General features: G+C 45.0%; 15 protein-coding genes and 2 pseudogenes. 8 read left to right on the top strand and 9 right to left on the bottom strand.

Going from position 1 to position 13895, the window contains the following annotated elements; genetic code table 11:
* The first annotated feature begins 109 nt into the window (after positions 1 to 109).
* From DSM107010_RS33620 to DSM107010_RS33605, 4 genes are read left to right on the top strand one after another with little or no spacing between them, the layout of a single operon-like run.
* A complete protein-coding gene (locus DSM107010_RS33620) occupies positions 110 to 850 on the top strand; it encodes an enoyl-CoA hydratase/isomerase family protein (RefSeq protein WP_106168958.1) in 741 nt (246 codons plus the stop codon).
* Between the two features lie 2 nt (positions 851 to 852).
* Positions 853 to 1239 carry a nuclear transport factor 2 family protein gene (locus DSM107010_RS33615; protein WP_106168957.1) on the top strand — a complete coding sequence of 129 codons (387 nt, stop codon included), beginning with the start codon at positions 853 to 855 and terminating at the stop codon, positions 1237 to 1239.
* A gap of 42 nt (positions 1240 to 1281) precedes the next feature.
* Entirely contained in the window at positions 1282 to 2190 is a 909-nt protein-coding gene (locus DSM107010_RS33610) for an NmrA family NAD(P)-binding protein (protein WP_106168956.1), read from the top strand.
* A complete protein-coding gene (locus DSM107010_RS33605; RefSeq protein ID WP_106168955.1) occupies positions 2142 to 2681 on the top strand; it encodes a DUF4158 domain-containing protein in 540 nt (179 codons plus the stop codon). Before DSM107010_RS33610 ends, DSM107010_RS33605 begins: the two co-directional genes overlap by 49 nt.
* Positions 2682 to 2702: 21 nt before the next feature.
* Here DSM107010_RS33605 and DSM107010_RS33600 read toward each other — a convergent pair.
* From DSM107010_RS33600 to DSM107010_RS33590, 3 genes and pseudogenes are all read right to left on the bottom strand, one after another.
* A pseudogene (locus tag DSM107010_RS33600) lies at positions 2703 to 4054 on the bottom strand (ISKra4 family transposase).
* Between the two features lie 212 nt (positions 4055 to 4266).
* Complete coding sequence (locus DSM107010_RS33595; RefSeq protein WP_106168959.1) at positions 4267 to 4662, bottom strand: ACT domain-containing protein; 396 nt, start codon at positions 4660 to 4662, stop codon at positions 4267 to 4269.
* A gap of 171 nt (positions 4663 to 4833) precedes the next feature.
* Positions 4834 to 5301 (bottom strand): GNAT family N-acetyltransferase, encoded by a 468-nt coding sequence (locus DSM107010_RS33590; RefSeq protein ID WP_106168954.1) that lies wholly within the window; start codon positions 5299 to 5301, stop codon positions 4834 to 4836.
* 304 nt (positions 5302 to 5605) lie between these two features.
* Between DSM107010_RS33590 and DSM107010_RS33585 the strand changes: the two are divergent.
* Positions 5606 to 5914 (top strand): annotated as a pseudogene (locus DSM107010_RS33585) (phage integrase N-terminal SAM-like domain-containing protein); the annotation flags it as partial.
* Positions 5915 to 5925: 11 nt separating this feature from the next.
* Here DSM107010_RS33585 and DSM107010_RS33580 read toward each other — a convergent pair.
* A protein-coding gene (locus tag DSM107010_RS33580) for an IS1 family transposase (RefSeq protein ID WP_199755943.1) occupies positions 5926 to 6667 on the bottom strand; the annotation gives its coding sequence in 2 pieces (ribosomal slippage) (positions 5926 to 6174 and positions 6176 to 6667; 741 coding nt in all).
* A gap of 64 nt (positions 6668 to 6731) precedes the next feature.
* On the opposite strand from DSM107010_RS33580, the gene DSM107010_RS33575 reads away from it, so the two are divergent.
* Positions 6732 to 7340 (top strand): MerR family transcriptional regulator, encoded by a 609-nt coding sequence (locus tag DSM107010_RS33575; RefSeq protein WP_106168952.1) that lies wholly within the window; start codon positions 6732 to 6734, stop codon positions 7338 to 7340.
* A gap of 163 nt (positions 7341 to 7503) precedes the next feature.
* Here the strand turns inward: DSM107010_RS33575 and DSM107010_RS33570 are convergent, their stop codons facing one another.
* Together DSM107010_RS33570 and DSM107010_RS43370 are read right to left on the bottom strand one after the other, a co-directional pair.
* Complete coding sequence (locus DSM107010_RS33570) at positions 7504 to 8046, bottom strand: hypothetical protein (RefSeq protein ID WP_199755942.1); 543 nt, start codon at positions 8044 to 8046, stop codon at positions 7504 to 7506.
* A gap of 139 nt (positions 8047 to 8185) precedes the next feature.
* Positions 8186 to 8701, bottom strand: coding sequence for a reverse transcriptase N-terminal domain-containing protein (locus DSM107010_RS43370; RefSeq protein WP_106168994.1), 516 nt, complete (start codon positions 8699 to 8701; stop codon positions 8186 to 8188).
* Positions 8702 to 9380: 679 nt separating this feature from the next.
* On the opposite strand from DSM107010_RS43370, the gene DSM107010_RS33560 reads away from it, so the two are divergent.
* The gene (locus DSM107010_RS33560) at positions 9381 to 9608 is read left to right on the top strand and encodes a hypothetical protein (protein WP_106168995.1); all 228 of its coding nucleotides are present in this window, start codon (positions 9381 to 9383) and stop codon (positions 9606 to 9608) included.
* A gap of 288 nt (positions 9609 to 9896) precedes the next feature.
* On the opposite strand, the gene DSM107010_RS33555 is transcribed toward DSM107010_RS33560, so the two are convergent.
* Positions 9897 to 10592, bottom strand: a complete 696-nt coding sequence (locus DSM107010_RS33555) for an SDR family NAD(P)-dependent oxidoreductase (protein ID WP_106168996.1) — start codon at positions 10590 to 10592, stop codon at positions 9897 to 9899.
* A gap of 15 nt (positions 10593 to 10607) precedes the next feature.
* Complete coding sequence (locus DSM107010_RS33550; RefSeq protein WP_181246456.1) at positions 10608 to 11282, bottom strand: GNAT family N-acetyltransferase; 675 nt, start codon at positions 11280 to 11282, stop codon at positions 10608 to 10610.
* Between the two features lie 121 nt (positions 11283 to 11403).
* On the opposite strand from DSM107010_RS33550, the gene DSM107010_RS33545 reads away from it, so the two are divergent.
* On the top strand, positions 11404 to 11991 hold the full coding sequence (locus DSM107010_RS33545; protein ID WP_106168998.1) for a TetR/AcrR family transcriptional regulator: 588 nt from the start codon (positions 11404 to 11406) through the stop codon (positions 11989 to 11991).
* Positions 11992 to 12304: 313 nt separating this feature from the next.
* On the opposite strand, the gene DSM107010_RS33540 is transcribed toward DSM107010_RS33545, so the two are convergent.
* A complete protein-coding gene (locus DSM107010_RS33540; protein ID WP_127025041.1) occupies positions 12305 to 13687 on the bottom strand; it encodes an IS4 family transposase in 1383 nt (460 codons plus the stop codon).
* Positions 13688 to 13895 lie beyond the last annotated feature (208 nt).

Here is a 13895-nt window from a genome sequence, read left to right as displayed (position 1 = left end):
AAGCTTGTTGAAACATCACAGCAATCGCAATCGCACTTCTATCCTATTCTAACAATTATCTACAACTGTAGTACTAGATGATTACGCAAACAAATATGAGTCACTCCGTATGGAGCGGCATGATGGCATTTTGGAGGTGGCTCTGCATACTAACGGTAACCCCATGATCTTTAGCAAGACCGTGCATGATGAGCTTGGCTTTGCCTTCGCCGATGTTGCCGCCGATCGCGAAAACAAAGTCGTTGTTTTGACTGGTACAGGTGATAGATTTTGCACCGACTTTGACCCAGAGAGTTTTAAGAGTTTCAACGGCTTGGGAGATAACATTACTGCTAGTGGCTGGGATCAAACAATCTGGCGCGGTCGGCACAACATTCGTAATTTGCTAGACGTTCCTGTTCCCATGATTGGTGTAGTTAATGGTCCAGCGACTGTTCACTGTGAGTTACCACTGTTGTGTGACATTGTATTGTCTTCAGACACTGCTGTATTTCAAGATGCTTCTCATTTCGGTAATGGTGTTGTTCCTGGTGACGGTATTCAAGTTGCAATGCTGTTACTAATGGGTTTGAATCGAGGACGTTACTTCTTCCTTACAGAACAAAAACTTTCTGCAACAGAGGCACTTGACTTGGGGTTAGTCAATGAAGTGTTGCCACCGGAGCATCTGATGCCAAGAGCGCGTGAAATCGCTGCTCGGATTGCGAAATTGCCACCACTATCATTGCGATATGCCCGCACCCTTCTTACTGTGCAACTTAGACAGCTAATGGATATGGGGGTTGGCTACGGACTTGCATTAGAAGGACTTTCAGCAATTGACCTACCTAATTATCAGAAAGGAGAGTAGCAATGACAACCAATCTCGAAATCATTCGCAGTTGGTATGAGGCTCCAAATCAAGACAGCGTTGCCTCTAATGCTGAGTGGTTAATTACCGAAAGCTTTCCAGCTGGCGGACAATATGTTGGTCTAACAGCAATTTTTGAGAAATTTTTTCCTCAGTTGCATAGTTATTTTAGTAAATGGGAAAGCAAGGTCAGCGAAATGTTAAATGCTGGTGAATGTATCGTAGCATTGGGGCATTACAGTGGACGGGCAAAGCTCACTGGTACGGCATTTACCTGCTCGTTTATTCACATTTGGAAGTTGAGCAACGGTAGGATTGTGCAGTTTCGACAAAGTGCAGACACCCTTACGATCGCACGGGCACTTTCAGCAAACACAACTACTCCTTGAGCGATCGCACAATTGACGACCTAGTAATAGCCCTCTTCAGCAATGATGACAAATCCCGATCGACCAACTATACTCGTACTCGGCTCAACTGGTCAGACAGGTCGGCTTGTAGTCGAAGAACTAGACCGCTATCCCGGTGCGGTGCAAATAAGGTTGTGTTCGCGCCGACGCGAAGAAGTCGAGCGTCTCCAAAGCCAAGGGCGCGAGGCAGTTTTTCTCGACTTGGATGACCCGCGCACGTTTGGCTCTGCACTTGCAGGCGTAGATCGGATTTACCTCCTCACTGGCTACACAGTGGCTATGCTCGTGCAGAGCAAGACTTTAGTTGATGCAGCAAGCAAGGCTGGCGTGCAGCACATCGTACACCAAGGTATCTTTGGACAGTGGGACTGTACAGATCCTCATTTTGCCTGGCATCAACTGATTGAGCGCTACATCGAGGCTAGTGGCATTGCCTGGACCCACCTTCATCCGAACTACTTCATGGAAAACCTACTGAGTGTTACTCCACTCAAGGCTAGCTCGTTTTCAATGTATTGTGGTGACAAGCGTATTGGCTGGATTGCCCTCCAAGATGTTGCTGCAACAGCAGCAACAATATTGCTTAAAGGTCCAGAAAAATACGGCGGCAAAGACTACTGGATGAGTACAGAATCGTTCAACGGAGCGGAAGTGGCGGCAATCCTAAGCGAGGTGCTGAATCAGGAAATCAGTTGCTTCCTTAAGCAGCCCGAAGATCTTTGGGCATTGCTAACTTCAGGCGAAAGCAAAGTTGAGCCAAACTATGCTGAAGGTGCAGTGGAGTTCATGCGGCAAGTTATGGATGGTCGTATGGGCTATGTAGGCAGCGTGCGCGATGACGTGCCACTAGTTACAGGACGAACCTCGACGACGCTACGGCAATGGGCAACCCAGAACCGCGAACGATTGAGAAACGCCGCAACCGGCTAGTACGGCTAACATATGTTCTATTGTCAATCAAAAGCTTTACAGTTGCAGTATTAATGCCAGGACGGATACTAACCGACCGGGAGCGCAAACGATTGGAGCAATTTCCTGCCCAGGTCGCACCCTCTGATTTAGCCACTTACTTTACCCTATCATCTGCCCAGTTGAATCTAGTCTGCCAACATCGAGGCGATCGTAATCGTCTAGGCTTTGCACTGCAATTGCTTACTTTACGTTATCTTGGATTTTGTCCAGATCGGCTTACTACCGTTCCAGCAGATGTAGTAGCATATGTAGCGGGACAACTAAATACTACACCAGAAGCTCTCGTGCATTATGGAAAGCGAGCGCAAACTCGAACCGATCATTTTCAGAAAGTCCAAGCTTACCCTGGGTTCCGACCAGCCAAACTCAAAGAGTTACGAGCGCTGACGGGGTGGCTTCTGGAGCGCGCACTTGAACACGATAAGCCAATGTACTGGGAAGCGGAATAAATTATTGTGCTGTAGTTAGCTTCACGCTGCACCAATTAGAGCTTCCAGGACGGCATCTTGCCATTGTCCATTCCATTCCTGACTCTCCATCTTGGCTCGAATTTGCAAGACATTATGCGCTCCTTCTCTGGTCCATTGCATTTTTTGTTTTCGTTTATGTCGTGCATTAATCAGTGAGTCAATATGCGATTCTGCCGTTTGGCTGCTATAGGCTTTCCCTGAGTTTTTTCGCTCATCGTAATTGAGCAGATAATCAAGATTATTCTGCAAATAATTATGCAATCCCTGAATCTTAAATTGCTTGGCATCATCACTAATGTTGCCTTGGAGCAATTTCAATTTTGTGAGAGCTGCTTGGACTTCACCATGCCAGACATTCCATTTCACGCTATCCAGAGATGACTCAAAAGATTCACCAAGTACATTTTTAACATTCTGAAACTTCTGTCCAATGTGGAACCAGTCGAGAATACACTCTAAATCAAGACAATGAGATTTCAGGGACAGTAGTACAGACCAGCAATTATTGGCACCATCTGCCAGATTTGTTACCCTTGTCTGTTCTGTCATTCCTTGCTTATGGGCAGCATTGAGCACGAAACGTTTGATGGTATCCAACTCGTCATTGAGCGCTGCCACGACACAGGTCTTATGAGTAATCTGTCGATGGTTTTTGTCCACCTGTTTAATCTTGTTAGGTTGATACGCAATGGCAGACAAAGCTTCAAAACTACGTTTTCCTTTCTCTTTAACCGGAATGTGTCCACCATCGACTTGGACAATCAAATCCCTCGCCGGGGCAGCACATTCTTGAGCCGAAGGCTCTCTCAGAGTTGCTTGAGATAGCGTTGCACCGACTTGGTTGGTCAGACTTTGAATGCGGGTATGGTTGTTGACACTGCACCGAGTGCAATTGATTTTCTCTAAATTGCTCTGAGCGTCACGGTAGCTAAATAAAGCCCCCTGTTCGCACTGTAATTTGGCTAGGTCAGGATGGATGTCAGTACCAAAAACTGTTGTCGTAGTCGGGGTGCTCTGCCAATTACACTCAGGATTATTGCAACGATGCTTTTGAATGCGTAATTGATGGTCGCTAAAGACGGCATGAAAATTAGACTGCAAAAATCCATTTTTCTTGAGCTTTTGACCACAATTTGGGCAGGTGACGTATCCTAAGTCAATCAAGGCAGATTGTTCGGCTAGTAGCGCATTTTGTACCTTGGTCAGAAGCGAATTTGTTCTTCATGGCGCAGCCCTAGATCGAGAATTGATTTGGGTGGGCGAAGATCGTATATTTTCACCGTGTCTCGCTTGACTACCTCTTGACTAGCAACAGAGACTTTCTCGACGATGACACGAAATTCGTATTCCATAATTAGTAGTACTCGGGTTGCTTCTCCTCAAACAGAGGCTACCATGAAAATCGCAACAGCACACTAATTTATTCCGCTTCCTCCGTCTAACGTTCCCAACCACCCGCCGAAGATAGCCTCGAATGTTCAACAGATACCCCCTCGACGGTCAGTGTGCATTGGGGTTGTTGTGCTGCTGCAACTGCCGGCCACTGAATCATACCTCCATAATTTCACTTTGAAAATTCTTGAAGTAGCTCCATTGCTTCTTGAGCGCGACCGGCAGGCACAAACAAATGGTCGTGATAATAAGCAGAAATAGGATTCACGCTAATATTATGATCCGCTAACTTACCAGTAATAGCAGCTAGAAAGCCGACTGCTTCTAAACTTGAGTGTATGGAAAGCGTAATCATGCAAAATACTGATGTGTAGGATAGAGAAACAGCATCAGCCTGTTCACGATCAAGGATCAGCGTCAATCCCTCATCTTCTCGAAACAAGCAAACAGGATCAAGATTAGAATGGCGATTCTCCTGATGACTAATAGTGCAAAATACGTACTCCCCTTGTCGAAGGATTGGCTGCATCGAGCACAACAAGTTGCTGAGATTAGTCTCTCCTAGCATCATTTTCTACTTTAGCTCCATCCAAATTTGATCTAGTTGACGATAACTTAAGTAGCACAACGGTTAGCGCGTCACCGGACTCAAAAAAGCTTGGCTAGAGACCAGTATATCTCAAAGTTCCGGTGCATTGCGCTTGTTATGCGGCGTTTGTATTTGCAACACTGTCAAAGTTTAGATCAGACTAATCACCATCTCATTACTCTCTACACATCCCAAACCAGAATAAAGCAACTTTCCTTGATCGGAAGCATGAAGAACTGCTTTTGTACAACCGATCTCTTTCAAATAAGTCATTGCTTCTTGCATTAATTCTGTTGCAATTCCTTGTCTTCGATATGATGGTTCTACATAGACACCCCAAATGTAGCCCTTTTGATACTGCTCACTGACCATTGGGTAAAGTTCTAAGATCTGACAGCTTGCAGAGCCAATAATTTTGTTGTCTTGCTCCACAACAAAACCTTTATAGCGAAGTTCACACCGAGCATAATCGATAAATCGAATTGTTTTCTCTAGCCAATCTTGCCGAATTGAACTGGATGGAAATCCAAGCTCAACTGCGATTTGATATAAATATTCAGCAATGATGGGTTCATCCTGCTTGATGGCTTCACGAATTGTCAGAGTCTTTGCTGCCATATAGCCAATTTTTTTAGTTATTGAATGTTGGAAACTCCCTTGCCATCCCTCACGGCTTCATAGTCGGCATAACTATTTATTGAACTGACTTTTTCCATATAGCATTCACATAGAGCGAACTATATTGCGAGTCCGCAAGGTATTTCCCTTTTAAGGGTGAATACCTTGCAATCTATCCATATATTATATTACGCCGATCAAGGCGATTACATGGAAAATTTCCATATATTTTCCGGTAATCTACTGAAGGCTTTCCAAGCCAGTTTAGATAAAAATAATACAATATTACTTAGCTATACTTACTATGGAAACACGTCCGAGAAAGCTTATCGACCAGGTTCGAGATATACTTCGTGTTAAACATTACTCATATCGCACGGAAGAGAGCTACGTCTACTGGATTCGCCGTTACATTCTGTTTGATCAGAAGCGACATCCAAGAGAAATGGGCGGTGCCGAGTTAGAAGCATTCCTCACACACCTAGCAGTAGAGGAAAACGTCGCAGCATCGACACAAAATCAGGCATTAAGTGCGGTACTATTTCTTTATCGGGAAGTCTTGAAGCAGGATTTAGGTATACAAATTGAGTCTGTAAGAGCCAAGCGGTCTCGATATTGGTAGTCCTAAAGAGGACAGGATGAGTTGATAGGGAGAGAGGCATTGTAGTAATGAATGAAATTCCAAATTGCACTGATGTGATCTTCCAATTTTTTGGAAAACGACAAGGTTTTTCTTACTAAGCGTGACACTCGTTGTCTTAACGTGCAGTTGAAGCGCTCGATATAGCTCGTTAAACTCGTTTCCTTGCCAACTGCACGATGCCGCGTGCTTGGCAGTGCCACCGGATCAGACACCCAGAAATCGCGCTTAGATGACGGCACACTGGCGATATACCGCAGGTAAAGAGTTCCAAAGTGCCTGAGCCGAGGTACCACTGCGGTCACCAATGTAGCAGCCGATAATCTCACGCGTGACCACATCCATCGCTAGCCAGACCCACTGTTCATCACCTTTGCGATCTACAAACGACCACAACTCATCCATCTGCACTGTCAAGCGGCATTTCGGCTTTGGGCGCACTTGCATCTCTTGAGACACGTTCTTCGACTTCTGATTGACGTATTGTTGCACCCACAGTTCAGAAATTTGTAACGCACGAGCAATTCCTGCTAGTGAGATCTTCTCCAACAGCAGGCGGTCAATTATCTCTTTCATTTCTTCGGATATCGGTCGCCACTGCGGGTCAAGAACAAATTGGCGACCACAGTCACGGCATCTGTAGCTCTGTTTACCATGACGGCTGCGTCCATTTTTAACTACTTCCTCAGAATGACAACTGGGGCAAGCCGGCAAAGCAGGTTTCATCAGCACTCACGTAATCATCATCTCCCATTTTCTCGTATCCTGTCCTCTTTAGCACTACCAGAAATTGCAGCAATTAGTAGAACTTGAGTCGGCATATGCTCAAGCACAACTCCTTTCTCGGCTAGAAATATCTGACTCACAACGGCAACAAATTCTCAACTTGGCTAGCAACATCCCTGCTGTTTGGCATTCACCAACCACTACTGCCTCTGAGCGAAAAGAAATGTTGCGACTTTTGGTGAAGCAGGTTGCTCTTACCCCTGTGGATCGTCCCACTCGCCAAACTCAAGTCAAAATCCTTTGGCATACCGGAGCAACAAGCGAGTTGTTCACTCCCCGCCCCAGTATTCAACAAAAGCTAGGGACACCAGTTGAAGTTATCCAAGCAATCCGCGAGTTGGCAGTTGGTAGAACTGACACAGAAATTGCTAGGGAGCTAAATTGCCAAGGATTTTTGAGTCCAAAAGGTCGTGCTTTCACTGAATCTAGTGTCGCTTGGATTCGGTTGAAGTACAAAATTGATAAACCAGGAAGCGACCCCAAATTTGCTCATGATGTAGGGATTCGTACTGATGGCTGCTATTCCACCAGTGCCTTAGCTGCCAAGTTAGGAGTTGGGATTCACACTATCCACTATTGGCGAGAACAGGGAATTATTCCTGCCGAGGCTTGAAACTCCTAATGGACCTTGGTGGCATCAAGTCACACCAGAAATCCTTCAGACACTGCGTGACAAAATCCGTCGAGTACCTGTGAGAGCTGAGTAATTAACATCTAAAGTTGATGTACGCCTATTTAGGGCAAGCATGTCAACTACTAGGTCACCCCTGCAAAAGCTATTCTTGAGTAGCACTTTGTGGGGGTATTCTATTTTCAGCTATTAACGGCGCGTCAGTTGCAACTGGAAATTTGTCGCGCAACAGTTGAATAAATTGGTTTAGAGCTAATACAGCTTTCTTATACCCAGGCGCTTGCTTGCCTAACTTCAAACGAGTCAGAATCTGGTCGCGCATCTCTTCGAGGGCATTAACTTGAGTGAATTTCTGAATCTGTGCTAACAGGAATGTATTTTCTTCATGCTGTTGGGTTAGTTGGGTTAGTTGCTGCTCTATTTGCTCTGTTTGCCATGTATTACTCGGCTGGCTGTCTGCTCCACCGTGTGTATTACTAAGTAAATCTTCCTTTTTTATCCGTGTATTACTTGGCAAGGAATAAGGCTTGTGCCTAAATATCTGCTCTAAATAGTCAGCCCTAGTGAGTGAGAGTGACTCAGCTTCTTCACCTAGCGCTCTCCAGGTAGTATCTGTCAGTCGCAAAGAGCGCACACAGCGATGTTCGTCATTTTTCAGGGCAAACTTTCCTTGAGTATCTCGTGGCATTAATCTATAGACTATCCATGTATTACACCGATAGTTTAGCTCAATTCTCTCGACTTGCCATCCGTGTATTACCTGGAAGGCTTAAGCAACTTCCTACTCGTTTAGCATCAACCTCAACCCACGTATTACATGGATGGTGTTACCTGTTCAACTTTTTCAATCGCTGCGCTGACAAAGTTAGACTTGCAATTAACCTGCTTGATGGAGCAAGATTACAGGCATAACCACAACATCCCCAAATCTTATTGGAAGAGGTGCAATGTGAATACATCATCGGTATCCCTAATGGTCTTTTATTGCCGTTGGCTTTGAAGATGTATACCCGTTTAGTTGGGAGTGGTTTCCAGGGAATAAATTTGGCTAGTGCATCCACTAGAAATCCCCTGGCGGCTGGTGTTTTTACCACCAGTTTATCTACTCCTGGCGTATTTTTCCCGCTGTTGGTTTGCGTTACTCTCCTTGTCGCTAAAAGGATGTTGGAGTAGCTTCTCATCATTAGCCTTTGTAGGCTTCTTACCTTTCGCAGGTTGCCCTCTTGGGTAGCCTTGAATATTCTTCTTCTTAGGTTCTTAACTATTCGATTGGATTTACGCCAATTGACGTTATTCCAATCAGTAGTTCTTTCGGTTACGCTTACATTCCAATCGGATTGCATCTAACTTTTCCCAAAAAGTGCAGTTCCTGTAATCTGAAATTCAAGAGACTCGCTATCCTCACGTCAGCAGTCTTTCGACTTTGGCATTTGCCCTATCTACCCAGTTATTTATTCCTGTTATCTTTCGATTGGTAGCTTTCGCTTTTTGAGGATTCCTTTTCCCACTGGGGGTTTAAGGATTCCTTACGGTTTCCTTACTAAGGAAAAATATCCTTAGACCCGATTGGGGTTACTTCGTTCTACACAATTGAGATTTGACGAATTTAGGTTCCCTCTATACATCGGGGGTTGTGTGGTGTCCTATAATTCAGCAGAAAAGAACTGAATTACATTGTCTATTGATTTTATATCGATAGACCTAACCCCTAATTGCCGTGTTAGTCGGTATACGACAACCTAAATATGACGATGCCTCCTCAAGGGTTTGCTTGTGCTAACCGTGTTCGTCTTACCCTAGTACTATTCCCCTCCACCGACTGGCGGGCTGTTGTACATTTAACCCTCTAGCTGTGAAACCACCAGATTGTTCCGGTTGCTCCTTTGGGCGGGTACTGGCTTGGACACTAGCCAGGAGTCACTCTTCGGGACTCACTCTTTTGTGCAACATCGAATCGCACTCTTCTACATCTACAATACTGCCGATTTCACGCTTTCACGAGTTCGTCCTTGAAAAAAGTCCATGAACGATTTTCTGATTCCTGCATCAGGGAAACACGGGTATGAAAACGGTAGTCATTCCATTGGCAGCTTTAACCATTGCAGCTACGATGATGTTGACATTGCCATAACACTCCTGGCACTCAAAGAAGGAGAGGCGATTGATGAGCTAGAAGCACTGCTGACACGCTTGCGATCGCGTGCGGCTATTGAAGCAGATGCTGCCTCAGCAAGAATATCTTGTGTCTGAAGAGCGATTACGTGAACTACGTATCTCAAACTGCTATTGCAATTGTGCAAGAACTACAGGAAGTGGCGGGACAACAAGAACAACTGGTGATGTAGTTTTGTGATTCCTAACGCAGGCAATCGCATAGCTTGGATTGCTAACGGTGAAGTTGTGCCGCGGCAGATCACCTCGAATACTCACCAATAACCTCTGTTCCGTCCGCACCAACGCAGTGTTAGGTGGCTGGCAACTAGCAATTCATTCAATAATCGCAGCAACTAATCGCCAGTGCCATAGATTTAAGCTTCATTAAGCTCCCTCACCTAACATTGCAGGTACGTCAATCTCTTTAATACAAGTGGCTCGTGATAAGGAGAGAATACAGTCAAGAATGCGAAGAAGATCGCTTAGAGGAATCGCTTCACTGCCCGTCAGATTCTCTGCGGCAAGATCCGCCAACACTTCGGGTGTACCAACATTACCAGGGTTAATTACAGTTATACCGATTTGCTGCGATCGCAATTCTTCACGCAAGGAATGCACCACTCCCCGCAGTCCAAACTTGGATGCACTATTGGCAACTTCCCTTCCTGGGAAATTATCTCGACCTGAGAGCGCCCCCATGAAAATGATTTTCGGATTATCCGATCTTCGCAGGGCAGGCAGTAGCGCTTTCACCAACCGAATTGGAGCCACCAAATTGACTGCAATCACTCGGACAATATCCTCATCAGAACACGCTTCAAAGCGGTACTGAGGGGTAAACGCATGGGTTTCCCAGGTTCCACCCATGTATAGCAAAGCATCTAAGGAATCATCCCCAATTGCTGTGACAACCGTTTCTATCCCTGCCAAGTCAGACAAATCTGCCTGCACCCATTCACCAACCGGAGTCACTATACGAGACACCGCTAATAGGCGAGCGCACTGGTCTATGAAATGTTCTGCAACAGCAAGTCCAATGCCACGACTTGCACCTGCTACCAGAATTGTCTTAAAAGACATTGCTGTTCTCCTAATCTAATTGAGGCGCAGACCAAACTTCGTCACTCCCGGAAACTCAATATTGAATTGTTCCGAGAAGTAATCCGCGTGGAAGGTTTGATAGGGCTTAAACCCAATGGACTCGTAGGTATGGCGAGCTACGTCATTGCCATTGAGCACCATAATTCCCGCAAAGTCGTGCTGCTGCGATCGCCCCTCCTCCAGCAAGGCTCTGAGTAACACTTTGCCAAAGCCTCGCCCCCGTGCCTCTGGCAACACGGCAACATTTTCAATAATCCAGGTTGCCTGGGGTGTTAGGAAAACTGGTCGCAAATCGCCTCCCCAAAACGCCATATAGCGATCGTGAAACGCGGTTAAGTTTTCCCTAGACCACTTCAACTCGTGGGCGATCGCCTCTAGACGAGACAGACGCAACGGGCAGTAGTCCTCTGTACCAGGCACATAGCCTGCTGCAGCCGCAACGGGTTTGTCCTGAGCCTCCAAAATTAGAAAATCCGCTACGTTGCCCCAATTAGAAGCATCTGTCCTCAGTTCTGCCTCAATAAACTGCAAGGCAGTAGTTCCAGTACCATCCAACAGATCTTCCCAAAAGCAGTGATTCAACGGCGGCAAAGAAGCCTCATACTCAATTCTGGCAAGGAATGGAATATCGGCAGTTGTTGCTTTGCGGGTGTTTAGCGTGGTTGACATCAAAACTCCTTTGGGTAAACCCCTTATAAAAGATACAATCTGTATGTATCTCAAAATAGAGGAAGATTCTCTTTTCTGTCAAGATACATACTGTCTGAATGTTAAATCCGAGCGATTCATCATGCCTGCCAAGTTGACCAAAGCTGAACAAACTCAACGAACTCGCCGCGCCATTCTTGAGCGAGCGCGTCACTTATTTGCAACAAAAGGGTATGCCGCTACAGGAACCGAGGAAATCATCAGCGAATTAGGAATTACACGGGGAGCTTTATATCACCAATTCAACGATAAACTGGGGGTGTTTAAGGCTGTCATCGTTGAAGCCTATCGTGAGATAACAGACTACATCCAAACTAAAATTCAACCGCTAGATAATAATTGGCAGCAGTTAATCGTCGGCTGTCAGGCATTTCTAGAAGTTGCTCGGCAGGACGAACTGCGGCGTTTGGTTTTCGTTGAGGCTCCAGCCGTTTTGGCAGCAGGTGACCTGACTGAAATCGATCGATATGGCTTTGGTTTGCTCTATGAGTCCATTCAGATCGCTGTCGCTGAGGGTCGGCTAAACACGATCGATGCAGAGGGTTTTGCTCACTTAGTCAATGGTTCGCTAAATGAGTTAGCTGCCTGGGTTGCACAGTCTAATGATCCTGAGCGATTGAAAACAGCACAATCCTTAGTCGAGACATTACTGATGCGGCACCGCAGTTAATTCTACTTATCGAATTTCAGGTAATCTGCTTGGCAATCACAATCATCTCATTAATAGGCTTCTTGATACAGATGGGTAGGAGTTGGCTCACAACCCGATCAATAACTCAAGCCAGCTAACGGCTCTGGCTGAGCGGCTGTTGATACCTTTGTTACAACACTAGCAAGCTTTACCAATCCGCTCCAGCCAACTTGTTGGACTGCGATCGCTGTCCCTTCTACTATTACTCGTTGATAGCATTAATATCACTCTCATCATAGATCCACATTGCTTTAACCCGAATGGCACTAAGATAAGTGGAAACACTTATCATTCAAGCAGTTTGCAATTGCCTGCGTAACTCACGTCTGGGTTTTTTCATCAAGGGATAAGCCTTAGAACGACGCTTTCTAACTCTAGGTTCAGCCCGACCAGGGCGAGCTGGAACTGATTTGTGAACAATAACTTTTAGTAAAGAGCGATAAATTAGGTCACGTTGTGTAGAAGAAGCGGTTAATAATGCGGTAGTAAAATTCTCCAAATGATGGCGAGTTCCCTGCAAAGATAAGCGCAATGGAGACGTACCATAAGTAGTACCAGCCGACCACATTAACCCGCGTAGCAAATTGTAAGCGAGTAAATAAACATAAAGCTCTTTGCGTACCATGGAAGGAGTTTTACAACGCAAAACATCCATTGCCAAAGTTGTTTTTAAATGTTTTAAATTGAGTTCAACACTCCAACGTTCACCATACAGTTTGAGAACTTCTAAGGTAGAATAATTTGTTGTATCCAATAAAGTAGTAATTAAACTGACTTGCTGAGTGCGAAAGCCAGGAATGATAATGTAATAGTAAATTTCTCGCACAATCAAGGTAGAGGGTAGAGCAGAAAAATCCGACTCATTTAATCCTTGAGGGCATTTTTTAGGCTTATGCCAAAAAACGAATTTATCGCTTTCTCCAATGATTTTACCTTTTCGCATAGTTGTTTTTCGAGATTGATGCTTCCGGAATACTGCGTCACAACCCAAATTTTTAATCAAAATCAAATCGGCATAAGCGCAAAAAGCCCGATCTCCTAAAAGTACATCTAAGGGATTGAGAAATGGGTATAATTTTCTAGCAAGCTTTAAGTCGTGAGTATTCAGGACATCGATAGCTAGGGCAACAGCAGCGCCTGTAGCCAAACTAAATATCACGCCAATTTTAGCAATTGGAAAACCACACCCTGGCTTTTGGCTACTTGGTTGTGGGTAAGCTGCTTGATTTTCGATACTGTCAGGCATTGATACAGTTGAACCATCTATAACTTTCACATGGCGACCACACCATAAATTCTCAGGTATGACTTTTTCTTCTAGTTTTTGTGCCGTCATACCAAAAAGTTTTTCTAATAGTTTTTCTGGTAGTCTTGAGCGGGCTTGACAGTAAGCACTCGAATCAGTTGAGGGAATTTTTACATCTTCATTTACCAGATAAGCAATGACTCGGCTGACTGCATTGTGACAACTTTTATCGACATCCAAGACCTGAGATAGGAATGCCCATAAAGTCACGAATGGGTCAAATAGTCGGCAACGAAATTTAATTTGTAGCTCATCAATGATTTTCTGGATTTCCGACTCTGGTAACAGTTCTTGGAATGGCAGTCCCCAGCTTTGCGTGAATTTATCCTTGAGGATTTTCACTCGATTTGGCACAGTAGTAATAGTCATATTTGCTTCCAATCGTCCATTTCTTTTTTACCGGAGTTGGAAGCTTTTTCTACATCCAGAACAATTTTTTAGTGGTTATCTGCATCACTGCTGTGTCAACAATAAGACTGCTTGTCCAATGCTGCTCTTAATTTCTTAACCCCAACAAGCAAGCCATTCTGCCCAAGTCCTTATCCTTCAAGGATTTCGCCTTATCTTAGTGCCATTC

Source organism: Chroococcidiopsis cubana SAG 39.79 (assembly GCF_003991895.1).
In the GTDB taxonomy this organism is placed as follows: Bacteria; Cyanobacteriota; Cyanobacteriia; order Cyanobacteriales; family Chroococcidiopsidaceae; genus Chroococcidiopsis; species Chroococcidiopsis thermalis.
The sequence above is the reverse complement of the archived record's forward strand: the minus strand, read 5'-3'. Positions and strand labels throughout refer to the sequence as shown.